This window comes from Vibrio neptunius (genome assembly GCF_000967495.1).
Taxonomy (GTDB): Bacteria; Pseudomonadota; Gammaproteobacteria; order Enterobacterales; family Vibrionaceae; genus Vibrio; species Vibrio neptunius.
Genome location: NZ_JXXU01000044.1, coordinates 59,231 through 83,558, shown reverse-complemented (window position 1 = coordinate 83,558; position 24,328 = coordinate 59,231). Strand labels below are relative to the sequence as shown.

At 46.8% G+C, this 24,328-nt stretch carries 16 protein-coding genes; 12 read left to right on the top strand and 4 right to left on the bottom strand.

Annotated elements, in window-relative coordinates; genetic code table 11:
• Positions 1-6: 6 nt before the first annotated feature.
• The gene (locus TW84_RS15600; protein WP_240478189.1) at positions 7-636 is read right to left on the bottom strand and encodes a TetR/AcrR family transcriptional regulator; all 630 of its coding nucleotides are present in this window, start codon (positions 634-636) and stop codon (positions 7-9) included.
• A 146-nt stretch (positions 637-782) separates the two neighbouring features.
• On the opposite strand from TW84_RS15600, the gene TW84_RS15595 reads away from it, so the two are divergent.
• The gene (locus tag TW84_RS15595) at positions 783-2,006 is read left to right on the top strand and encodes an efflux RND transporter periplasmic adaptor subunit (RefSeq protein ID WP_045976560.1); all 1,224 of its coding nucleotides are present in this window, start codon (positions 783-785) and stop codon (positions 2,004-2,006) included.
• A gap of 15 nt (positions 2,007-2,021) precedes the next feature.
• A complete protein-coding gene (locus tag TW84_RS15590) occupies positions 2,022-5,204 on the top strand; it encodes an efflux RND transporter permease subunit (protein WP_045976559.1) in 3,183 nt (1,060 codons plus the stop codon).
• A gap of 56 nt (positions 5,205-5,260) precedes the next feature.
• Here the strand turns inward: TW84_RS15590 and TW84_RS15585 are convergent, their stop codons facing one another.
• Positions 5,261-6,148, bottom strand: coding sequence for a LysR substrate-binding domain-containing protein (locus TW84_RS15585; RefSeq protein WP_045976558.1), 888 nt, complete (start codon positions 6,146-6,148; stop codon positions 5,261-5,263).
• Positions 6,149-6,255: 107 nt separating this feature from the next.
• On the opposite strand from TW84_RS15585, the gene TW84_RS15580 reads away from it, so the two are divergent.
• The 4 genes from TW84_RS15580 to recD all read left to right on the top strand — a co-directional run bounded on the left by TW84_RS15580 (position 6,256) and on the right by recD (position 16,758).
• Entirely contained in the window at positions 6,256-7,224 is a 969-nt protein-coding gene (locus tag TW84_RS15580; protein ID WP_045976621.1) for a TDT family transporter, read from the top strand.
• Positions 7,225-7,318: 94 nt separating this feature from the next.
• A complete protein-coding gene (gene recC / locus TW84_RS15575; protein ID WP_045976557.1) occupies positions 7,319-10,780 on the top strand; it encodes an exodeoxyribonuclease V subunit gamma in 3,462 nt (1,153 codons plus the stop codon).
• A 255-nt stretch (positions 10,781-11,035) separates the two neighbouring features.
• The gene (recB, locus tag TW84_RS15570) at positions 11,036-14,656 is read left to right on the top strand and encodes an exodeoxyribonuclease V subunit beta (protein WP_045976556.1); all 3,621 of its coding nucleotides are present in this window, start codon (positions 11,036-11,038) and stop codon (positions 14,654-14,656) included.
• Between the two features lie 2 nt (positions 14,657-14,658).
• The gene (gene recD, locus TW84_RS15565) at positions 14,659-16,758 is read left to right on the top strand and encodes an exodeoxyribonuclease V subunit alpha (RefSeq protein WP_045976555.1); all 2,100 of its coding nucleotides are present in this window, start codon (positions 14,659-14,661) and stop codon (positions 16,756-16,758) included.
• Between the two features lie 29 nt (positions 16,759-16,787).
• Here recD and TW84_RS15560 read toward each other — a convergent pair whose 3' ends face one another.
• Complete coding sequence (locus TW84_RS15560; RefSeq protein WP_045976554.1) at positions 16,788-16,967, bottom strand: hypothetical protein; 180 nt, start codon at positions 16,965-16,967, stop codon at positions 16,788-16,790.
• Between the two features lie 253 nt (positions 16,968-17,220).
• Positions 17,221-18,558, bottom strand: coding sequence for an amino-acid N-acetyltransferase (gene argA / locus TW84_RS15555; RefSeq protein WP_045976553.1), 1,338 nt, complete (start codon positions 18,556-18,558; stop codon positions 17,221-17,223).
• Between the two features lie 244 nt (positions 18,559-18,802).
• Between argA and TW84_RS15550 the strand changes: the two genes are divergently transcribed.
• From TW84_RS15550 to rodZ, 6 genes are all read left to right on the top strand, one after another.
• Positions 18,803-19,192 carry a DUF2850 domain-containing protein gene (locus tag TW84_RS15550; protein WP_045976552.1) on the top strand — a complete coding sequence of 130 codons (390 nt, stop codon included), beginning with the start codon at positions 18,803-18,805 and terminating at the stop codon, positions 19,190-19,192.
• Between the two features lie 68 nt (positions 19,193-19,260).
• Positions 19,261-20,364, top strand: coding sequence for a murein transglycosylase A (gene mltA, locus TW84_RS15545; RefSeq protein WP_045976551.1), 1,104 nt, complete (start codon positions 19,261-19,263; stop codon positions 20,362-20,364).
• A gap of 73 nt (positions 20,365-20,437) precedes the next feature.
• Complete coding sequence (tcdA, locus tag TW84_RS15540) at positions 20,438-21,247, top strand: tRNA cyclic N6-threonylcarbamoyladenosine(37) synthase TcdA (RefSeq protein WP_045976550.1); 810 nt, start codon at positions 20,438-20,440, stop codon at positions 21,245-21,247.
• Between the two features lie 17 nt (positions 21,248-21,264).
• On the top strand, positions 21,265-21,693 hold the full coding sequence (gene csdE, locus TW84_RS15535) for a cysteine desulfurase sulfur acceptor subunit CsdE (RefSeq protein ID WP_045976549.1): 429 nt from the start codon (positions 21,265-21,267) through the stop codon (positions 21,691-21,693).
• A gap of 162 nt (positions 21,694-21,855) precedes the next feature.
• The gene (gene rlmN / locus TW84_RS15530) at positions 21,856-22,980 is read left to right on the top strand and encodes a dual-specificity RNA methyltransferase RlmN (protein ID WP_045976548.1); all 1,125 of its coding nucleotides are present in this window, start codon (positions 21,856-21,858) and stop codon (positions 22,978-22,980) included.
• Between the two features lie 322 nt (positions 22,981-23,302).
• Complete coding sequence (gene rodZ / locus TW84_RS15525; RefSeq protein WP_045976547.1) at positions 23,303-24,319, top strand: cytoskeleton protein RodZ; 1,017 nt, start codon at positions 23,303-23,305, stop codon at positions 24,317-24,319.
• Positions 24,320-24,328: the final 9 nt, after the last annotated feature.

Here is a 24,328-nt window from a genome sequence, read left to right as displayed (position 1 = left end):
GAGTGATCAGTCTGGCTGAATGCAGCATGAAAGCAAATTGTTCATCGCCATGTTCGCAACGGCATGGATCATTTCTTCTGAAACATCATCCATCGAGTGAACAGATAAGCCATTCAGCACAGTCGCTAGGTAGTGGCTCATTACTCTCGGGTTAGCATCCTGGAGTAACTGACCCTCTTGTTGGGCTTTTTCAAACCTTTGGTGGAGAGTTTCTCCCATCTCATTGCGACGAGCCATTAGGGTTTGCTTGATGGAGCTGGCTTCTGAGCTACAAGCCAGTGCGCCTTGTATCATCAGGCAGCCTTTGGGTTTTTCATTGCAGCAGTGAGCTTGAGCTGAGCCAGACAGAATTCCAGTGATGACGTCGCGGATGTTTTGCTGTTCAAGCGCCTGATAGAAGAACTCACTTTCGCGTCGCTTATACATATCAACGGCCTGCAGGAAGAGCTGTTCTTTGTTGCCGAAAGTCGCATACATGCTGGGTTTATTAATCCCCATAGCCTTCGTTAGGTCTGTGAGTGAAGCCCCCTCATACCCTTGATTCCAAAAAACTTTTAATGCCTCTTCCAACGCTGTTTCTTGGTCAAAACAGCGTGGTCGGCCAGAAGTTCCGCCTGTCATAAATCTATCTGTCACTTATTCCTGAATTCCTTTAAATGGTAATGCGGCTGTCATACGTTGTCTATATGCCGTAATCATTCATTTTATAAATTTATCTTGATCTAACTCAAATTCTGAGATTATTATACCGATCGGTACAAAATAATGGTAAGGATAGCGAGATGGTAGGTAAACACCTTAGAAATCCTCTTCTACTAATCTCAATTGCAGCACCTTTGGTGCTGTCGGGATGTCAGGATTCGCACGCAGAATCAGCGGCGAAAGCGCCACCACCACCTGGGGTTGAAGTGGCTCAGGTATTAATTGAAAAAGTCACCGAGTTAGATGAGTACTCAGGTCGTCTGGAGTCACCTCAGACAGTTACTGTGATGCCTCGCGTTTCGGGTTATGTCGATAAAGTTCACTTCCAAGAAGGCAGTGTGGTTGAAGCGGGTGATGTACTGTTCTCTATTGACAATCGTTTGTTCGTGGCTGAAGTGACACGCCTTAAAGCGGAGCTCAGCAGTGCTCAAACTAGCCTCAATCAGGCGATTAAAGATTACGAGCGTGCTCAACGCCTTAGCAAAACCAAAGCAATTTCTCAGGAAACTGTGGATGCCCGATTTGCAGATAAACAGCGCAGTATTGCCAGTGTTTCCGCATTAAAAGCTGCGTTAGCTCAAGCCGAGTTGGATCTGGAGTTCACTCTGGTTCGCGCACCTATCGACGGTAAAGTTTCTAATGCTGAAATCACCAAAGGTAACTATGTGACAACCGGTCAAACTGTGCTGACCTCTTTAGTTTCGACTTCTCATATGTACGCCTATTTTGATGTTGATGAACGTAGCTATCTTAAATATCAACAGCTTAATAATCTTCTACCTGCAAACGGTGAAGCGGAAAATGTGGTGCAGATGGCGCTAGCGAATGACAGCGGTTATCCGCACCTTGGTTATATCGACTTTGTTGATAACGCGATTGACGAAACTACGGGTACGATTCGAGTCCGCGCCGTGTTTGATAACGAAAAGCAAAACTTACTTCCGGGTATGTTTGCCAAGTTACGTATTGCTGGCTCAGCGAGCTATCAGGGCGTTCTGATCGATAACAAAGCGATTGGCACTGATCTGAATAACAAGTATGTATTGGTGCTTGGCGATGACAACGTAGTTCAGTATCGCGCTATCTCACTAGGTGAAGGTGTAAACGGCTTGCGTATTATCGCTTCTGGTTTGAACGCGGGCGATAAGATTGTCGTCAATGGCCTACAGCGTGTACGTGCCAATATGCCAGTGACGCCGAATGAAGTCTCTATGGCGGATGAAAATACTCTCGCGAGCATTCGTCAGCAACAGGCGCTACTTGATCAGCAGCGCAATGAGCTTCTGACTTTGCAAGTGAACTAAGAAGGAATCATTGCAATGTTTTCTCAGTTTTTCATACGTCGGCCGATCTTCGCTTCTGTATTGTCGATACTGATTTTTATCGGCGGTGCGATCTCAGTGTGGCAATTGCCTATCACTGAGTATCCGGAAGTGGTGCCGCCGACCGTTGTCGTTACTGCGACCTACCCGGGAGCAAACCCTAAAGTTATTGCCGATACCGTTGCCTCACCACTCGAAGAAGAGATTAATGGTGTGGAAGACATGCTGTATATGTCTTCGCAGGCGACATCAGATGGTGTAATGACTTTAACTGTGACCTTTGCCATCGGTACCGATGTAGATAAGGCACAAACACTGGTTCAAAGCCGAGTAGATCGCGCTTTACCTCGCCTGCCTGAAACTGTGCAGCGCTTAGGTGTGGTGACAGAAAAATCATCACCGGATCTGACGATGGTGGTTCACCTAATTTCACCTGATGAGCGTTATGACCTGCTATACCTAGCGAACTATGCAGCACTGAATGTCAAAGATGAGTTGGCTCGTATTGAAGGTGTTGGTGCGGTTCGACTGTTTGGTGGCGGTGAATACAGCATGCGTATCTGGCTGGATCCAAACAAAGTTGCTGCTCTAGACATAAATCCAAGCGAAGTGATTGCCGCGATTCAGGAGCAAAACCAACAAGCTGCAGCGGGTAGTTTAGGCGCACAACCAAGTGGTGATTCTGATTTCCAGCTACTAATCAATGTAAAAGGTCGTCTAAGCGAAGTTGAAGAGTTTGAAAACATCATCATCAAAGTGGGTGAAGATGGTCAGGTTAACCGACTCCGAGACGTAGCACGTATTGAGTTAGGCGCAGAGACATACTCTCTTCGCTCAATGCTGGATAATCAGGATGCGGTCGCTATCCCTATTTTTCAAGCTTCTGGTTCTAACGCGATTCAGATTTCTGATGATGTTCGAGCGAAGATGGAGGAGTTGTCGCAAACCTTCCCACAAGGGGTGAGTTACGAGATCGTTTATGACCCAACAGTGTTCGTGCGTGGCTCAATTGAAGCAGTCGTTCAGACATTGCTTGAAGCTGTCTTGTTGGTGGTACTGGTTGTCGTTCTATTCTTGCAGACTTGGCGCGCCTCTATCATCCCATTGGTAGCAGTGCCTGTATCACTGGTTGGTACGTTTGCCTTTATGTATCTGATGGGGTTCTCGCTCAATGCCTTGTCCCTGTTTGGTCTGGTATTAGCGATTGGTATTGTCGTCGATGACGCCATTGTTGTCGTTGAAAACGTTGAGCGGAACATTGAAGAAGGTTTAGCACCGATTGCCGCAACTGAAAAAGCGATGCGAGAAGTAACAGGGCCAATCGTTGCAACGACTTTAGTCTTGGCGGCGGTATTTATCCCGACGGCGTTTATGTCTGGCCTAACCGGGCAATTCTATAAACAGTTCGCGTTGACGATTACTATCTCAACCTTTATTTCAGCGATTAACTCGCTGACCTTAAGCCCTGCGTTATCAGCGCTATTGCTACGTGGTCACGATCAGCCAAAAGACTGGTTAACCCGCGCTATGGATAGATTGTTCGGCCGCTTTATTTTTGCGCCGTTCAATAAACTATTTAATCGTGGTGCTATGGTATACGGCTACGCGGTGACCAAGACCATCCGCTTAGGTGCCTTGATTTGCTTGATGTATGTTGGCTTGCTTGGTTTGACAGCTTATCAGTTCGATCAGACTCCTACGGGCTACGTACCGGGGCAGGATAAGCAATATCTGGTGGCGTTTGCACAATTACCAGATGCAGCATCACTGGATCGAACTGAAGCGGTGATTCGTGAAATGTCGGAAATTGCACTGGCGCAACCGGGTGTTGAACATTCTGTGGCTTTCCCAGGGCTTAGCATCAATGGTTTCACCAATAGCCCGAATAGCGGCATTGTGTTTACACCATTGGCCGACTTCGATGAACGCCAAGACCCAAGCTTAAGTGCTAACGCGATTGCGATGCAGTTGAACCAGAAGTTCGCTTCGATTCCAGATGCCTTTATCGCTATTTTCCCACCGCCGCCTGTACAGGGGCTGGGAACCATTGGTGGCTTCCGTCTCCAAATTCAAGACAGAGCAAACCATGGCTATGAAGCCTTGTATGGTGTCACTCAACAAGTGATCATGAAAGCTTGGGCGCATCCAGCATTGACGGGCGTATTCTCAAGCTATCAAGTCAATGTGCCTCAGCTTGATCTGGATGTCGATCGTACTAAGGCGTTGAAGCAGGATCTGTCTCTAAACGATGTGTTCTCTACACTTCAATCCTACATGGGTAGTACCTATGTGAATGACATCAACCGTTTTGGCAGAACTTATCAGGTCAATGTTCAAGCTGATGAAGAGTTCCGTCAGACACCAGAGCAAATCCGTCAGCTTAAGGTTCGCAATGCCGATGGCGATATGATTCCTTTGGGGGCTTTTGTTGATGTTAACTACAGCGCAGGTCCAGATCGTGTGATGCATTACAACGCGTATACGACCGCGGAAGTCAACGGTAGCCCAATGCCTGGCTTTAGCTCAGGTGAAGCACAGGCTGCGATTGAGCAGATCCTTGCTGAGACCTTACCTATCGGCATGACGTATGAGTGGACAGAGCTAACCTACCAGCAGAAGTTGGCTGGTGATACAGCCACGCTGATTTATCCTCTGGTGATCTTGTTGGTGTTCCTGGTGTTGGCGGCTCAATATGAAAGTGTTCGTTTACCGATGGCGATTATTTTGATTATCCCGATGACGCTATTGTCGGCGATCAGTGGTGTAATCATGTGGGGCAGCGATAACAACATCTTTACCCAGATTGGTCTGATTGTATTGGTTGGTCTGGCAACCAAGAACGCTATCCTGATCGTTGAGTTTGCCAAGGAACTGCAGGACAAAGGTCGCACTGTCATGGAGGCGGTTCTAGAGGCATCGCGTCTGCGTTTACGTCCGATTCTGATGACATCGATCGCCTTTATTATGGGGGTTGTGCCTATGGTGTTCTCTACCGGTGCGGGTGCTGAAATGCGACAAGCCATGGGGATCGCAGTGTTCTCTGGCATGATTGGTGTCACGGTATTTGGCCTGTTACTTACACCACTGTTCTATTACGTACTGGCAAAACGTAGCCCGGCGAAGCAGAACCAAGAGGAACAAAAGCTGGTGCTTGAACCAGCAAGTGAATCCACTGTCTGATCTCTCTAGTTTGAGTGATTAGAAGGGCAGCCCTAGTGATTGGGGCTGCCCTTTTTTTATTGCCAGTTGTGACAGAAATCGATGAAGGATTTGAGTAGCGGGCTTTGATACTTTTCTTTGTGCACCAGTAACCAGAAGCGCCTTTTCATATCCAGCGGTAACGTCAGTTCGACCACTCGACCACTACGAATCGCGGGTTCCGCTGACAAGCGCGACAAACAGCCAAGACCGAGGCCAACAGAAACGCTATTAATCAGTGCTTCAGTGGTGTTGAGCTGAAATGCTTCTTGCCAGTGTTCAAGGCGTGGTGCAATCACACGTAAGAAGAATTCCCGTGAACCAGAACCGGGCTCACGCAGAATCCATTCGCTGTTTTCCAGCTCACCGATTGGAAGTTGAGGAGATTTAGCAAAGGGAGAATCTGGCGCGCAAATGACACACATTTCATCTTGACCAAACTGAGTGGAAATTAGTTGAGGATGTAAGGTTTTGCCTTCAATTAATGCCAGATCCAGCTCATAGTCGATCAGTTTCTCGCAGATCAAAGCTGAGTTTGAAATAAATAAGCTCTGCGATTTGTGGCCTGTCTGTTGGCGAAATTGGCTGAGCATATAAGGGGCGACTTGATTACCTATCGTATCACTGGCGCCAATTCTGAGCAGCCCGCTTAGGGTTTGGTCACCGTCAAACAGCTGGTCGATATCCTGAGCGCGATGCAATAATTCATCTGCCAGTGGCAGCAGCTTTTGTCCCTCCTGATTGAGAACAAGGCGATTATTGACCCGATCAAACAATGAATGACCGAGCTGTTTCTCAAGTTCTGATAACGCCATACTGACGGCAGCTTTGGATAAAAACAGTGCTTCCGAGGCGGCAGTCAATGTGTCGTGCTGAGTAATGGCAATGAACACTTTCAACTGTTTAAGGGAGATATTGGCAGCCATAATAATAACGTTAAACTATTCTGAACGAGTGTTTTAAATAATTAGATATATTCGAACGTTTAGCAAGCGTAATATTGTCTCCGTAGAAGAAAGAATGTGAGGCAATGATGATTCAAGCGACAAAAGCAAAAGTGATGGGTGCACCGACACCTATGGCAGGATTAGCGCTAGGGATTGCCAGTTTAGGTTGGTGCTGGGAGAACTTTGCACCTTTGAATGGTTATGGTCAGTTAGTGGGAGCTGCGATAGCTAGTGTGTTACTCGTGGTTCTGGCGGTCAAATTTCTGTTTCATAGACATCTGCTGAATCAGGACTTGGCGCACCCTGTTGTTGGTAGTGTCGTCCCTACATTCGCTATGGGAACTATGGTGGTGTCTAATTCACTCGGCCATTTTTCCGCAGTAATGGGTGATGTGCTTTGGTTGGGTGCGGTCGGCCTGCATATTGTCTTCCTCGCCAGCTTTATCTACCACCGAGTTCAGGAGTTTGAGCTACATCACATGGTACCAAGCTGGTTTGTACCTCCTGTGGGCATCATTGTTGCAGACGTTTCATTTTCGGGAAATCCAGACCTGGCCCTGATTGCCAATGGTGCATTGATTTTCGGCATGTTGGCGTATGCTGTGATGCTACCAATGATGATTTATCGCTTTATGTTTACCCATCAGGTACCTGATGCCGCCAAACCAACACTAGCCATTATGGCTGCACCCGCTAGCCTTTCGCTGGCTGGTTATCTGACAGTGTCAGTACAACCATCGCCTGTGATTGTTGGTTTGTTGTTTGGCATTGGTGTATTGATGACAGCGATTATCTACCTCGCGTTTTTCAGATTACTGAGGTTACCATTTAGCCCTGGTTATGCCGCGTTTACTTTCCCAATGGTTATAGGCTCAACTGCGTTATTTAAGCTAGCAGGGTGGATGCAGCAGGCAGGCATTGATGTTCATTATGTTGAGCAGGTGCATACGCTAGCGGGTCTTGAGCTAACAGTGGCGACTGGCGTTGTAGGTTATGTAGCATGGCGTTACTTCAGCTTCTATCAACCTCATAAAGTGATTGTGCGTAATGCGTAGCCTTTTGACGCACTGACAAGCGTATAATTCTCAAGAAAGCTATGCACTTATGCTAATCTCAATCCAATTGCGGCAAGAATAGTGTGAGTGCATTTTGTTTACTGTCTACCATTCCAACCAAGTTGACGTTTTAAAATCTTTACTCGTCGAGTTGGTACGGCTCAACCCATTAGAAAACCCATTCGAACAAGAGCAAATTCTGGTTCAGAGCCCGGGTATGTCGCAATGGTTGAAAATGGAATTGGCGAAAGAGTTTGGTGTTGCCGCAAATATTGAATTCCCGCTCCCTGCCACTTTTATCTGGAATATGTTCACTCAGGTGCTGCCTGATGTGCCGCAGCGAAGTGCTTTCAACAAAGAAGCCATGACCTGGAAGTTAATGTTTATTCTGCCCAGTCTTCTTGAGCGAGTAGAGTTTGAGGCACTTAAGCGCTACCTAGTCGATGACGAGGATCAGAGTAAGCTCTATCAGCTTGCCGAAAAAATTGCTGATATTTTCGATGGTTATCTGGTTTATCGACCCGAATGGATCGCCGCTTGGGAAGCGGGCCAAGTTGTGGCAGAGCTTGGTGAGGAGCATAGTTGGCAGCCTATTTTGTGGCAGGCACTATACGATCACACTATTGAACTAGGGCAGTCGCCCTATCATCGCGCCAACCTATACGAACACTTCATCGATACGCTGGAAAACTACAGCGGTAATTTTGAACATTTGCCGAAACGACTGTTTGTGTTTGGCATCACTTCACTACCGCCTCGTTATATGGATGCGCTTAGAGCCATCGGTGAGCATATAGATGTCCATCTGATGTTTACTAACCCCTGTCGCTATTACTGGGGAGAGGTACGCGATCGTAAATACCTCGCGCGCTTGGCTGCTCGGCATCGACAACATCTGGTATGGAAACAAGACCATTCTGAGTTAGATGGTGAAACACAGCAGCTCAAAGGTGATGTTGAACAAAACCTCGATGATGAACTGCACACCAATGTGGTGGGTAACAGCTTACTCGCTTCAATGGGCAAGTTAGGTAGAGACAACATGTATTTACTGTCTCAACTGGAATCTCATGAAATTGAAGCTTTCGTTGATATTGACCGTGACTCTTTGCTGCACCATTTGCAGGCTGATATCCTCAATCTTGAAGAGCATCAGGATGATAATACCCTCGAAGATAGTTATCACAAGCAAGTGGTTGATGAGCGCGATCGCTCGGTCACTTTACATGCTTGCCACAGCCCAATGCGCGAAGTGGAAGTGCTGCATGATCAACTACTGACGATGTTTGATTCTGACCCAAGTCTAAAACCACGCGATATCATTGTTATGGTGGCGGATATTAATGCCTACAGTCCGGCCATTCAGGCGGTGTTTGGTAATGCGCCAGGGGAGCGATTTATTCCTTATTCTATCTCTGACCGGACGGCTGATCAGGAAAGCCCTATCTTGCATGCGTTTATGCAGGTAGTGAACTTACCGAATACTCGTTGTCTTGCTTCTGAATTACTTGAGTTGCTAGAAACACCCGCTATTCTGACTCGATTTGGTTTGAATGAAGATGAATTCATTCAAGCGAAGCAATGGGTCGAAGAGTCGGGCATTCGCTGGGGACTTAATCACCACACTGGCGAAGAATTTGATTTGCCTGAAACGTCGCAAAATACTTGGCAATTTGGCATTCAGAGAATGTTGCTGGGTTACGCTATGCCAGAATCAGCAGGGTTACTCGAAACCGAAGATGGTCTGTTGTCACCTTACAATCAGGTTCAAGGTATCGGCGCTGAATTGGCGGGTAAATTATCTCATTTTATCGAAACTGTCAGCGATTACCGCGGTCAATTGGCCAAGACTCAGTCCATTGAATACTGGCGTGAAACCTTGACGTTTGCCTTGGATGATTTTTTTAGCGTTGATCTAGAAGGTGAAGTGGCGCTCAAATCGATTCGGGACACGCTGACATCTTTAAAAGATCAACTTCAAGAAGCATCTTATGAGCAGGATCTGACACCAGATATTGTCTCTCAATATTTGCACAACAAACTCTCCGGGACCCGAGTCAGTCAGCGTTTCTTAGCAGGCCAAGTGAACTTCTGTACCTTGATGCCAATGCGATCGATTCCATTTCGTACCGTCTGTCTGCTTGGAATGAACGACGGGATTTATCCGCGAACCGTGCCGCCAGAAGGGTTTGATTTGATGAATGGGCGTGCGAAACCCGGTGATCGCTCTCGTCGGGATGATGATCGATATCTATTTTTGGAAGCCTTGTTGTCAGCGCAGCATACGCTCTATATCAGCTACGTGGGTCGCTCGATTCAGGACAATACTGAGCGCGTACCGTCAGTATTGGTGTCCGAGTTGATGGAATATTGCCAACAAAACTATTGTCTGGCAGGAGACGAAGCGTTAGCGGTGGATGAATCCGGTCAACGTCTGCTCAATAGTATTAGTGCCATTCACTCTATGGTGCCGTTTAGCCCGAGTGCTTTTGTTGAACATAATGCCAGTTACGCCAAAGAGTGGTTGCCTGCGGCGAATCGACAAGGACAAGTCGGTGGCCAATTCAATCGTCAGTTAAGTGATTACCTGTTAGATGCAGTCTATCCGCTTGAACTGGATTTGGTGGAGTTACAACGCTTCTGGCGTTTGCCTGTGCAGTATTTTTTTAATCGCCGTCTTAAGGTTGTGTTTGAGCCCCCGTTACCTGTAATGGAAGATGATGAGCCATTCGTTCTCAATGGCTTAGAAAGCTACCAAATGCGCGATAGCCTGTTGGAATTATTGCTTGAACACCATCTCAGTGGAGCTGGGGATCAGCAAGTCATTATTGACGACTTCATCGCCCATCAACGTGCTCAAGGTAAGCTACCAGTAGGCGCATTTGGTGATATAGAATTTGAAACCAATCGAGTGCAGGCTGAAGAGCTGGTAGAAAAGCTCACTTGGTTATGTGTCTCACCGAGCGACGATATTGAAGTGAAACTGACCTTTGATGTGCTGGGAGAAGGAAAGCCTGTTCAGCTGACAGGTTGGTTAACTCAAAGCTATCAATCGGGCTTAGTTCGTTTCCGCAGTGGGCGAATTCGTGCTCAGGATTACCTTGCTGTCTGGATCGATCATTTGGCTCTGAATGCGATGGGACATCAGCTCTGCTCGCATATGGTCGGTTATGATCGCAAAGAAGGAGCGGTGCACCTAACGTTTCCGCCACTTGAGAATGCAGCTGTTGCTCACTCGACGCTGGGAGAGTTGGTTCGTTTGTTCTATCAGGGAATGACAACGCCTTTAACGTACTTCCCGAATACCGCTTTAGCTTGTGTAGAAGCGGGTTTTAGCCGTGGTAATTGGGTTGATGATGAAGAAAAGTCACTCAAGAAAATGGCAGACACATTTAACGATGGTTATCTTAGCCACGGAGAAGGTGCGAACGCTTACATTGCTCGAATCTGGCCTGAATGGAACGATGAGTTGGCGATGCAAGTCAGGACGTTGACGGCATTAGTGTTACAAGCGCCGAGATTGGCAGTGAAAGATAATCAAGACATAGAGAAGTAGGTGGCCGCCAGGAAATCATTATTGGTGTAGGGCGTTTTCTGTACGGCCACAGGTCAGAGGGACCATGATTCGGTTGCTTAGCATCAGGTACTGCCTGCGCAAGTCGTGCAGCGAATACTATCGGTAAGACTCGTCGCTTGCCGTGAGAGAGGTCTCATAAAATCCTATCTTGAATGGGATTTTTATTGATAAATATCGTTTTAAAGTCTGGATCACATTGGAATCTGGAATAAATGCATCAAGGGCACGAATTTTATGACATCCACGTCAATGGTAACGTCACTGGATACCATGACTTTTCCGCTTCATGGCGCGCGTTTAATAGAGGCGTCAGCCGGAACCGGAAAAACCTTCACTATTGCTGGTCTGTACCTCAGGTTGCTGCTTGGTCATGGCTGTGCGGAGAGCAAACACCAGCAGCCGCTAACGGTAGACCAAATTCTGGTGGTGACCTTTACCGAGGCCGCGACCGCTGAATTGAGAGACCGGATTCGAGCCCGAATTCATGATGCGCGGCTGGCCTTTTCTCGTGGTCAAAGCGGTGATCCCGTCATTCAACCTTTGCTTGAAGTCATTGACGATCATTCTCAAGCGGCTGAAATTCTCCTTCAAGCGGAAAGGCAGATGGACGAAGCGGCGGTCTATACAATTCACGGCTTTTGTCAGCGCATGTTAACTCAAAATGCGTTTGAGTCTGGTAGTCGATTTAACAACGAATTCATTACTGATGAAAGTCACCTTAAAGCTCAGGTTGTGGCGGATTACTGGCGACGTAATTTCTACCCACTACCACTTAATCTTGCCGGTGAAGTACGCCGAATTTGGGGAGCGCCTGCCGAACTGCTGAAAAAGATCAGCCCTTATTTAACTGGGGCACCTTTGCAGCTCTCAGTGCCAGCTATGCAAGGCAGTATGGCTGACCTGCATAGCCAGAACCTCAAACAGATTGCTGAACTCAAAGCAATTTGGCGTGAAGGACAACAAGACTACCTTGCTCTTATCAGCGACTCGGATGTCAACAAGCGTAGCTACACCAAGAAATCATTGCCTGCTTGGCTTGAAACGGTAGACATTTGGGCCGCGAGTGAAACCACGGGCTATGAGTACCCGGATAAACTAGAAAAGTTTGCACAGAATATCCTGCAAGATAAGACCCCTAAAGGGCAGGCGCCAAGCCATCCTGCTTTTGTTGCTATCGAGCAGTTTCTCGCCAAACCTATTAGTCTTGAAGCACCACTGCTGGCACACGCCATTGAACAGTGCCGCGAGATGTTGGCGAAGGCCAAGCAGCAGAAACAGTGGCTGTCGTTTGATGATCTGCTGACTCAGTTGTCCGCAGCGATTGATGAAGATGATAGTGAGCTGCTTACGCAGCGAATCCGGTCTCTCTATCCGGTCGCCATGATCGATGAATTTCAGGATACCGACCCGCTTCAATACAGCATATTCAGCCGTATCTATCTTGAGCACCCTCAGTACGGTTTGTTCATGATTGGTGATCCCAAACAGGCGATTTACGGTTTTCGTGGTGCGGACATATTTACCTACATCAAGGCACGTAATCAGGTCTCCTCTCACTTCACTCTTGGTACCAACTGGCGGTCGAGCTCAGACATGGTCGCGGCGGTGAACCAGGTGTTCGAAACGCCGAGCAGCCCGTTTGTTTATGACGATGACATTCCGTTTCTTCCGGTTAAATCGAGCCCGAATGCAGACAAACGCCAGTGGATGATAGATGGACAGCGTCAACCGGCAATGACTTACTGGTTACAAGAAGCTGAAGAGAAGCCGTTGGCGAAAGGTGAATATCATCAAGCCATGGCGCAGGCCTGTGCCGATGAAATCCATCATATTTTGTCGGCGGCTCAGAGCGAGCGTGCATTTTTTGATGATGGAAAGTCTCAACACGCGATTCAGGCCGGAGACATTGCTGTGTTGGTTCGAACCGGCAGTGAAGGTCGAATGATCAAACAGGCCTTGGCAGAGCAGGGGATTGCCAGCGTGTATCTGTCTAACCGAGATAGCGTATTTGTCTCACAGGTGGCAGAAGACCTACAGCGATTACTCCAAGCCGTGCTTACACCGGAAAATGACCGGGCTTTAAGAGCCAGTCTTGCGTCAGAGCTGTTTGCTCTTGATGCCGGAACTCTCGACAAACTCAATAACGATGAAAATGAGTGGGAAAATGCCATCAATGAGTTTAAGGAGTATCGCCGTTTATGGAGTCAACGTGGCGTATTGCCGATGCTGCGTAGTGTGATGAGTAAAAGGCACATCGCAGAACGATTGCTTGAAGAAGATAATGGCGAGCGATCTCTGACGGACTTTATGCACATAGGAGAGCTGCTTCAGCAAGCCAGCCAAGAGCTCGACAGTGACCACGGTTTGCTGCGCTGGTTGGCTCAGGCCATTAGTGATGCCCGCAATGGTCTCGGGGGAAGTGAGGAGCAGATCCAGCGTTTGGAATCGGAGCGCAATTTGGTGCAGATTGTCACCATCCACAAATCAAAAGGGTTGGAATACGATCTGGTGTTTTTGCCGTTTGTATTCAGCTATCGAGAGGCGAGTGAAGCCAAGTATTACGATAGTGCTTCAGACAAAACCATTCTGGATATCACCAAACAGGACGCCTCATTACAGCAAGCTGATAAGGAGCGGCTGGCGGAAGATCTGCGCTTGATCTACGTGGCGCTCACCCGCGCGGTTTATGGCTGCTTTGTCGGTGCGGCGCCGCTACGCAATGGTCGCTCGACGAAAGAGCCGACTGGCGTGCACCACAGTGCGATGGGGTATTTATTACAAAATGGTCAGCCAGGCGGCATCGCCGATTTAACCGCTGCAGTACAACAGCAGGCTCAGCAGTTGAGTTGTGTCCGGTTGGCGGACTTACCTGAGAGTGTGAATGAAAAGCTGGTTGTTAGAGAAGCGGAGAAGCAAGCCCTGCGCGCCAATGAATTGCAAAATGAAATTGACCGGAATTGGCGGATCACCAGTTATTCCGGTTTGGTTAAGCAGGGAGCTAGCCACCATTTTGACGATGCTGTGACGGATATTTTGTTGTTGGATGTCGACTCTTCTGATGAGCAGCAGGAAGAAGAGCAGCTAGAGCCTGAGAAAAGTATTTTTACTTTCCCCAAAGGTGCCAGACCAGGTACCTTCCTTCACACCTTATTTGAAGAGGTTGAGTTTACCGAATTGGCAACCGCAGACAGTAATAGCGACATCATTGTTAATTTGATGGAAAGTGAGCAGCTTGACCTAGCTTGGTTGCCGATACTGCAACAACTCGTCGATACTGTATTGGCAACGCCGTTAGATGGTAAGCAACTCAAACTCAATCAAAAGCAGCCTGCTCAACGTTTAGTTGAAATGGAGTTCTTGTTGCCGATTGAAATACTGACTGCGCCCGCATTGAATCGCGTCATTCAGCGTCATGACCCTCTGTCTGCCAAAGCTGGCGATCTGGGCTTTCATTCCACACAGGGTATGCTGAAAGGTTTTATTGACTTGGTGTTTGAACATCAGGGCAAGTATTACGTACTTGACTGGAAATCCAATTACCTTGGAGATAATGTCGCTGACTATCATGGCGAGGCCCTGAAAGCAGCAATGGCTGATCACCGCTATGATCTCCAATATCAAATCTATGCGCTGGCTTTACACCGATTCCTGCGATCTCGCGTACCAAATTACGATTACCAGACTCACTTCGGCGGAGTATATTACCTATTTTTGCGCGGTATGGATGGAGCAAGTGAACACGGCATTTTCTCTGCACGGCCGACACTTGAGTTTCTCGAAGACATGGACAGCCTGATTGATGGGCGTCCTATCGAACCGAAACAGTCCAGCTCTGGTCAGATGGAGTTACTCTAATCATGCAAGATCTCTTTTCGTTTCTTCAGCCTCTGGCGAGCAAAGGTTCAATCCGACAGATTGATTATCAGTTTTCTCGTTTTATTCTTGCTCAAAGTAAAAATGAATACGTTGCTTTTATTGCCGCAATTCTCAGCAGCGAGTTAGGTAAGGGGCATATTTGCTTGCCTCTGTTTGACAGTTACGGACAGCCTGTGGATTTGGCAGCTAAATTGGGGTTGTTTGGTGATGCGGCTATCGAGCTTAATCAAATGCTACAAAAGGCAGATTGGCCATCACTACTTCAGGCTTCATCTTTGGTTGGGGAACAAGGGCAGACATCGCCAATGATTTTTGACGGTGAACGACTTTACCTGCATCGTTATTGGCATTACGAAGTGGTGCTGGCAAATCGCTTGAACAGCTTTGGGTCACCCATGATCCTAAAGCCTACTGATGCTCAAAAACTGGCAGAATTGTTGAATCACCTGTTTGCCAGAAACTATCGGTACCTCTTTACTGCTCTTGCCTCCGCGCAATCTGATGGGAGCTCGACACAGGTACTTAGACAGCAGTTAGTCTGCGATCATCTTGATGTAGTGAGCAGTGAACAACTCGATTGGCCTACCATAGACCAAAAGCTCCTTAGTGCGACCAAAATAGAGCATTTGAACGTACTGGATCAACTGGTACCCGTCACGGTCTGTGTTAACTGGCAAAAGGTAGCGGCCGCTGTGGCATTGACACGGCGCTTTGCGGTGATTTCTGGTGGTCCGGGTACTGGAAAAACCACCACAGTGACGAAATTGCTTGCCGCCCTGATCACTCAGGCTCAGCAAGCAGGCGATGCTCCGGCGATTAAACTCGTCGCTCCGACAGGTAAAGCGGCGGCGCGGTTGACGGAATCCATCGGTAAGGCGGTAGCAGAATTACCCGTTGAACCTGCGCTTAAAGAGCAAATACCAACCGACGCGAGTACTTTACATCGCTTGCTAGGCGCTGTTCCAAACAGCGTTGAATTTCGTCACAACCAGCACAATCCACTGCACCTCGATATTTTAGTGGTGGATGAAGCCTCTATGGTGGATCTGCCTATGATGTACAAACTGGTCGATGCACTGCCTAAACATGCCCGTTTGATATTGCTCGGTGATAAAGATCAACTCGCGTCGGTGGAAGCTGGGGCAGTGCTGGGGGACATTTGTTCCTTTTACCAACAAGGCTACAGTGCGTCTCATGCTAGTGTGATTGCTCAGCTTACTGGCTACCAGACGCTGGCCCACTCCTCCAATACCACCGCGACTATTGCTGACAGCCTGTGCATGTTGCAAAAGAGCTATCGATTTGATGCTCGCTCAGGTATTGGACAATTAGCGAAAGCGATCAATGCTGGCTCAATGCAAAAGGTTGATTGGGTCTGGCAGCGAGGTTTCGAAGACATAGCGAGATTTCCTATTGATGGTCAGCACTACAGTCAGATGATTCAAACATTAGCACAGGAATACAGTCATTATTTAAAGCGAATCGGACAAGTGGTTGTGGATCCTGACACCGAACAGTCAGAGACCAGTCACCAGCGTGCAAAAGATGCGCTGCGGCTGTTCGCAAAATGCCGTTTACTGTGTGCCGTTAGAGAAGGGGACTTTGGTATCTCTGGGCTTAATCAACGCATAGAACGAGCTTTAAACGCACGTAAAATGATTCAGGTTCAGGACGAGATTTGGTACCACGGAAGGCCCGTTATGGTAGTACGTAACGATCACGCATTGGGTTTGTACAATGGTGATATTGGTCTTTGCTTACGTGATAACTCGGAGGGAGTTGAGCGACTGAAGGTGTTTTTCGAACTTCCCGATGGCTCAGTCAAAGCCGTGCTTCCCAGCCGAGTACCAGAGCATGAAACTGCTTACGCGATGACGATTCATAAATCACAAGGTAGTGAATTTGAGCATACCTTGATGATATTGCCACCAGAGTTTACGCCAATTCTAACTCGCGAGCTTATCTATACGGGCATTACGCGTGCAAAACAAAAATTGAGTTTATATGTGGATGAAAGAGTGATGGCGCGAGGGGTAAAGATCAGAACCGAGAGAGCGAGTGGCTTAGTAAACCGTTTATAACAATGACCGTCCATGGCTATTGAGAAAAGTTATTGAATTGCCTTGCTAAAAGAGATACTGCGGATGCCGTACTTCTGCTGGTAGTTCAATATAAATGCTTTTAACCCCTTACTGACTGGGAAGACGCAATGGACGTCTAGCCCTTCCAGAAGTTCGTTATCAGCCATATCCCAGAAACTCTGGATCGAGTTACAGATGATGGTTTTCATCGGTCATTTGCTCTTAGTGACGTTGTTATCTACCTCAAGCAATCCGTGCGACTTATCAGGCTCAGGCGCCTGTAAGTTGAAGACGAGTCCAATCGGGCTCCCCTTTTTCCGTAGCGGGTTATTGGGGAGCTCGAATTTTAACCAGTTAATGCAACAAAATAAAGCGAAAAAATGGGCCTCAATCGATACAGCAGGGTTTCGGTAGTTATGTCGGATAAAGACATTATCTAACTCATTGTCTCGACAATATGCATTACAGTTCAATAGCTAAAATTTTTGACCTTCTCTGATAGTTGTAAAGGTTCTGCTTTTGCGAAGGGAGAAAATCAACCGACATTTCATGAAAACCTTGTTCGCGGAACCAATGCAGGCTGCGAGTCGTCAGGATGAAAATATGCTTAATCCCTTGAGCCTTCGACTGTAATTTGATGTGGTTGAGCAGCAAAACGCCACGGTTGCCATCACGATATTCTGGATGAATGGCGACACACGCCATTTCTGCCATTCTTTCCTGAGTGTATGGGTAAAGCGCTGCGCAGCCGATGATCAGGCCATCTTTTTCGATGATGGTGAACTGATGAATCTCTTGTTCAAGCTGCTCGCGAGAGCGCCTTACCAGCACACGTTGTTCTTCTAGAGGACGAATTAAATCTAGTATTCCGCCAATATCGTCAATGTTAGCCTGACGAACTTGCTCAGCACTCGCTCTTACGATTTGAGTACCAATGCCATCTAAGGAGAACAGTTCTTGAATCAAGGCACCATCGACTTTATAACTCACCAAATGACTGCGTGGGACGCCTGCTCGACAGGCTGTGGTGGCTGCACGAAGGAAGCGAACAGTGCCAGAGCCACTGTCTTCGCTATGGTCGCTGTCTTGTTCAAGCTTTTCGAGAAACAGCTCTGCTTCTCGCGGGAAAAGCTCAGCGACAGCATTGCCATTTTCATCAATGACCCCTTGCTCCGAACAGAAACCAATTAATTTATCGGCATGCAATTTGAGGGCAACTTGTGTTGCGACTTCTTCGGATAAAAGGTTGAAGGATTCACCAGTTACTGAGCTGGCAATAGGTCCAAGTAAAACAATGGAACCTTGGTCGAGTGTACGGTTTATACCTTCTACATCTATTCGACGAATTCGACCACTGTGGCAGTAATCCACTCCATCATCGATGCCAAGTGGCTGCGCGATGACAAAGTTACCACTGACGACATTAAGCTGAGTACCAGCCATAGGTGTATTTCCTAGGCTCATCGATAGCTGTGCAGTGATGGACAACTGAAGTTGCCCAGCGGCTTGCATGACGATATCTAGACTAGTTTCATCGGTAATACGAATGCCTTTGTGATAAGGCGTTTCATGTTGGCATCGGTCCAAAATTCGATTGATTTGTGGACGCGCACCATGAACGAGAACCACCTTGACTCCCAAGCTGTGAAGTAGTGCTAAATCACTGATGATATTTGCAAAATTATTATCAGCAACCGCTTCGCCACCCAGCATGATGACCATGGTTTTGCCACGGTGGGCGTTAACGTATGGGGCTGATTGACGAAAGCCTTTGACTAAAGCGGTATTACGGATCTTCACTATTTACCCAATACTAATGAATTTATATGTGATTATATTGCAATTTTATTCTTCTGGCAGCAAGGGGTTTTTGAGGTAGAGAGCTAAAAAACGTATCAACTCAATAGCTGGAGATATTTTCAAGTGCTATGAGTGGGGGAGGTTGATTTTTATTTCAAGCAAAGTTAAGTAATTAGGTTAACACTTGACATAATAGTTAAACTTATCATTAGATGGTAAATGAAGTTCATAGTGGGCGTTGAATTTGAAAAAGAAAAAATCGTTGGAGAGAGGATTGTTGGCAGTCGCTATTGCAGTGTCTATCGCTTTCATCTTTGTATCCAAAGCGCTTTACGATCGATATCAAATCATCAAGCACCCTAATTCTATGGTCTATGGAACATGGATTGAACAGGGCGTCGCACCTTACTCTGCAGATAGCTTTGTACTGAATGAAACTGGAGTAGTCATTGATGGTGGTGTGGTCAACACCCGATACCGCTTTAATGGAAGTTATGTGGAGTTTCAGGTAGGAGAGAAAAAGCGTCGTTACCAAATGCTTGATACGAGTTTCAGTCAGATGAGATTGATTTCTGAACCGCATTATCAGCCCGTTTATCAATTGTCAGAAAAGTCCAAAAATAACCTTCGTTAACATCTATCTGATTGCGCTAACCGTTTGAGTTTGTCATCCTTTATAGCAGGCTTGTAAGGAATAAACCTGTGTTCAAAAAATATCTTCCAATTGTGGCAGCCAGTGTTCTGTTTGGCTGTGCACAACCGCACGATCGTGCTCAACAATATCTTGATGGTGAATTTAATTCGATTCTGAATAAAACCGCAGTTGTAGAATCGGACAAACCACGGGATTTCACTGAATTTACCAAACAATCTCAACAAGTCGTTGAAAACTCACCTTCTATGGCTCGGGTTTATCAGCCTTTGTATGAAAAGCTCAATGAATGGGTATTACAGAGTGGTGATCCTGCGCAGTTAGCTGACTATGGCATTCAAACTGCCCAGCTAGGCGGCGGTGATAAGCAAGGTAACGTCTTGTTTACCGGCTATTTCTCACCGGTGATGGAATTGCGCCACGAACCGAATGAAACCTACAAATACCCTGTCTATGGCAAACCAGAGTGTGACGCTGATTGCCCGACGCGTGCTCAAATTTATGATGGCGCATTAGAAGGGCAAGGGCTGGAATTAGGTTATGCGGCGAATATGATCGACCCATTTTTGATGGAAGTGCAGGGCAGTGGTTTTGTTCATTTTGAAGATGACGATACGCTGGAGTATTTTGCCTACGGTGGGAAAAACAACAAAGCTTACGTCAGTATTGGTAAGGTGTTGATTGAGCGAGACCAAGTCCCGCGCGAAAAAATGTCGCTCAAAGCGATTAAAGAGTGGGTGTTGGCAAATGATGAAACGACCGTTCGTGAGTTACTTGAACAGAATCCATCTTATGTGTTCTTTGAGCCCCGAGCGGACGCTCCAGTGACAGGTACTGCTGGGATCCCATTACTGCCAATGGCATCGGTGGCGGGTGACCGTTCAATTTTCCCTATGGGAACGCCTATTCTTGCTGAAGTGCCATTGCTCAATGCCGATGGCACTTGGAGTGGTGCGCATCAGTTACGTCTACTGATTGTTCTTGATACTGGAGGGGCGGTGAAGCAGAACCACCTCGATCTATACCATGGTATGGGGCCGAGAGCAGGTACTGAGGCGGGTCACTATAAGCACTTTGGCCGAGTCTGGAAGCTGGGACTGGAAAACTCGTCAACTCAGGCTCCTTGGGCATTGCCTCCAGAAAAGCTACAATAGCTTCATCTAGACTTTTTAATTAAGAGTGCGTATAAATCGCACTCTTTGTTTTTGTACCTTGCGGAATACCCATATGCGTGAACTCGACACTCCAGCTTCTGATAATTACAACCAACGTTTTGGTGGCACACGCCGTCTTTACGGTAATAGTGAAGTTGAGATTTTGCGCGCTGCGCATGTCTGCGTAATCGGTATTGGTGGAGTAGGCTCTTGGGCGGTTGAAGCATTGGCCCGTACAGGTGTCGGTGAGTTGACCTTGATTGATATGGATGATGTCTGTGTTACCAACATCAACCGTCAGATCCATGCCATGAGCGGTACGGTGGGACAGAGCAAGATTGAAGTTATGGCCGAACGCGTCAAGCTTATCAATCCGGAGTGTAAAGTAAACCTGATTGATGACTTTATTACGCCAGATAACCAGCAAGAATATCTGTCAAAAGAGTTTGATTACGTGCTTGATGCGATCGACAGCGTGAAAGCGAAAGCTTCATTGCTGGCGTATTGTCGTAGCAATAAGATTAAAGTGATCACTACTGGCGGTGCGGGTGGGCAAGTCGACCCAACCCAGATCCAAGTTGCGGACCTGACGAAAACTATCCAAGACCCATTGGCGAAAAAAATCAAAGATACTTTGCGTCGTCACCACAATTTCCCCAAGAATCCGCAGCGTAAGTTTGGTATTGAGTGTGTATTTTCAACTGAACAACTAAAGTACCCTCAGCCAGACGGCAGTGTGTGCGGTGTTAAATCTACAGCGGAAGGGCCAAAACGTATGGACTGTGTCAGTGGATTTGGAGCGGCGACGGTTGTCACCGCAACGTTCGGCTTTGTGGCAGTTTCGCGAATTGTCGAGAAGCTGATTCAGAAATACCGTAAATAGTTCGTTTGGAGATTATTATGCCCTCATTCCCACAGTCACCTTTTGGCACTGATATTCAATCAGAAGACATCGTTACGACTATGCAAGGCTTTAAAGGCTGGGAAGAACGTTATCGTCAGGTCATTCAGTGGGGAAAGAAACTTCCTGTGATGCCCGATGAGCTGAAGTCTGAGCAAGTCACGGTTTCAGGCTGTGAAAGCCAGGTTTGGCTAGTGAGTGAAAATCTTGATGGTGTGTGGCATTTTTGCGCAGACTCCGACGCACGTATTGTGCGAGGCCTTATTGCGCTCGTTATGGCGGCTTATGATGGCAAAACCAGCGAAGAAATTCAGGCATTCAATATTGATGAGTACTTTGAAAAATTGGGTCTCATTGCTCATCTCAGTCCATCGCGAGGCAATGGTTTAAAAGCGATTGTTGAGCAGATAAAACAAGTCTCCCGTTAACCGCAACCCGCCGATTTGGCGGGTTGATTGTTTTTGTATAAAATTTAATCACTGAGATATTAATGCCTTAAAAAATACAGGGTGTTAGAACTCTTGTTGTCGCTGAATAAAGGCTGTACAATTCGCGCCCTTAATTAATGTTACGTCGTTTCGTGAGGCCACATGACCACTGAAAAAATCAATCTACTCGACTTTGATCGCCAAGGAATGCGCAAGTTTTTTGCTGAAGAGCTTGGTGAGAAAGCATTTCGTGCCGAGCAGGTGATGAAGTGGATCTACCATTTTGGTGTCGATGACTTCGAGAAAATGACTAACATTAACAAGAAGCTGCGTGAGAAGCTGATCCATCGCTGTGAGATTAAAGCCCCTGTGGTGGCGGAAGCTCAACACTCTTCAGACGGCACAATTAAGTGGGCGATGAAGGTTGGCGACCAGGACGTAGAAACGGTTTATATTCCTGAAGATGATCGTGCGACTTTGTGTGTGTCGTCTCAGGTAGGTTGTGCATTGGAATGTAAGTTCTGTTCCACCGCTCAGCAAGGCTTTAACCGTAACCTGAAAGTCTCTGAGATTATTGGTCAGGTGTGGCGTGCAGCACGTGAAATCGGTTTGGAAAAAGAGACTGGCCGTCGCCCTATCACTAACGTTGTGATGATGGGTATGGGTGAGCCACTGCTAAACATGAAAAACCTGATCCCAGCACTGGAGTTGATGTTGGATGATCTAGGTTTTGGTCTATCGAAACGTCGCGTCACGGTATCGACTTCTGGTGTGGTATCGGGTCTAGATCAAATGACAGGTCAAATTGATGTCGCGTTGGCAATCTCTCTTCACGCACCAAACGATAAGCTGCGCAGTGAAATCATGCCCATCAACGACCGTTGGGATATTCAAGATTTCTTAGCATCGGTACGTCGTTACATTGCTTCTTCCAATGCGAACCGCGGTAAAGTGACCGTGGAATACGTGCTACTGGACCATGTGAACGATGATATGGACCATGCACGTGAATTGGCGGAGCTGATGAAAGATACACCATGTAAGATCAACCTGATCCCGTTTAACCCTTACCCGGGGTCCCCTTACAAAAAGCCAAGTAACTCACGCATTGACCGTTTCCAGAAAACGTTGATGCAGTACGACCATACTGTCACTGTGCGCAAGACGCGAGGTGATGATATTGATGCAGCTTGTGGTCAGTTGGTTGGGGATGTTATCGATCGTACTAAACGGACTGCAATGCTTCGAGCGGCAAAAGGTGAAACCATTGACGTTAAAGCAGTCTAATCGAGTGTTTTGACAAAAAAGCCAGAGCTCTGCTCTGGCTTTTTTGTAAATTGGTATTGCTAAATAATGTCAAAATCAGGAAAAACCTTGAGCTGCTTGTAATTTATGCGCCTTTTCTATGTTGTTTCATCTCTGATATCTATTAGAATTAAACTTTAGTGCTTTAGGGTTAATGCCTCTTAGATTTGAGCGAAGCACTTTTGCATAATATGGTGAGGTATCATCCTCAAAGATTTTGGATTCTGAACAAAACCAGCACCACTAACGAAAAACAACAAATGTGCAATTGGTTTGGTATCCCCTGAAAAGAGACAGTATAAAAATGAGTGCTGAACAGCAAACAAAGACACCGGTTGAAGAAGATAACAATATCGAAAGAATTGAAGCGGGTACGCTTTTAAAACGAAAACGAGAAGAACTTGGGCTTACACAGCAGCAAGTGGCTGATCGATTACGTCTACGTCGCTCTATTATCGAAAACATCGAATCTAATCAGTTTGAGAGTGAGCAGGTGGCGACCTTCACTCGTGGTTATCTGCGTTCTTATGCTCGCGTTGTCGGTATCAAAGAATCTGTGGTGTTGTGCGCACTAGACGATTGCGGTGAGGCACAGTATGAAGAACACGAGATGCAAAGCTTTTCTCAAAAGACCAACAAAGAAAAGCATGATAGCCGCATTATGACCCTCACATGGGGTATTTTTGCCATTATCGTAGGTATCTCTTCTGTTTGGTGGTGGCAAAATCAAGAGAACAGTGTTGTTGAACTGACCGCTGTGACTGAACAAGAAAAGAAGATAGAGCAAGAACTGGCTGAAAATAGTGAGTTGGATTTTACAGCGGTTGAGCCAAGCCTAATTAATGATTCGGTAGAGACAAAGCCAGTTGTTGAACAACCGCTTGAAGAAGTAACAACTCCAGTACAAGTCGGGGTGTCAGAGCCTGACTCAGAAGTTGTTGAACCGTCAATTGAAACAGTGCAGCAGGTGAATGAGCCAGTGAAAGCCGAAACAGTGAGCAGAGAAGCTGCTGACCCGGTTGCCGCTGTGGAACCGAATCAACAAGAGAATAACGTTGTTGAGACTTCTCCACCTGCCATCGTGGCTAATTTGCTTGAAATGTCATTCATTGATGACTGCTGGATTCAGGTAAAAGATGCAACAGGTAAAACGCTAGCGACAGGTATTAAGAAAGCAGGTCAAGATTTACAAGTGAGCGGTGAAAGGCCTTATAAAGTGATTTTGGGTGCTCCTGAAAACGTTTCAATGACATTAGCGAGTGAACCTGTCGACCTTTCTGGGTATACTTCAGGCAAAGTAGCAAGATTCAACTTACCTTAAAAAATTACT

Coding starts and splice junctions, on each gene's coding strand:
- TW84_RS15595 (WP_045976560.1), top strand. CDS start 783: ATGGTAGGTAAACACCTTAGAAATCCTCTTCTACTAATCTCAATTGCA.
- TW84_RS15590 (WP_045976559.1), top strand. CDS start 2,022: ATGTTTTCTCAGTTTTTCATACGTCGGCCGATCTTCGCTTCTGTATTG.
- TW84_RS15585 (WP_045976558.1), bottom strand. CDS start 6,148: ATGGCTGCCAATATCTCCCTTAAACAGTTGAAAGTGTTCATTGCCATT.
- TW84_RS15580 (WP_045976621.1), top strand. CDS start 6,256: ATGATTCAAGCGACAAAAGCAAAAGTGATGGGTGCACCGACACCTATG.
- recB (WP_045976556.1), top strand. CDS start 11,036: ATGACATCCACGTCAATGGTAACGTCACTGGATACCATGACTTTTCCG.
- recD (WP_045976555.1), top strand. CDS start 14,659: ATGCAAGATCTCTTTTCGTTTCTTCAGCCTCTGGCGAGCAAAGGTTCA.
- TW84_RS15560 (WP_045976554.1), bottom strand. CDS start 16,967: ATGAAAACCATCATCTGTAACTCGATCCAGAGTTTCTGGGATATGGCT.
- tcdA (WP_045976550.1), top strand. CDS start 20,438: ATGCGTGAACTCGACACTCCAGCTTCTGATAATTACAACCAACGTTTT.
- csdE (WP_045976549.1), top strand. CDS start 21,265: ATGCCCTCATTCCCACAGTCACCTTTTGGCACTGATATTCAATCAGAA.
- rlmN (WP_045976548.1), top strand. CDS start 21,856: ATGACCACTGAAAAAATCAATCTACTCGACTTTGATCGCCAAGGAATG.
- rodZ (WP_045976547.1), top strand. CDS start 23,303: ATGAGTGCTGAACAGCAAACAAAGACACCGGTTGAAGAAGATAACAAT.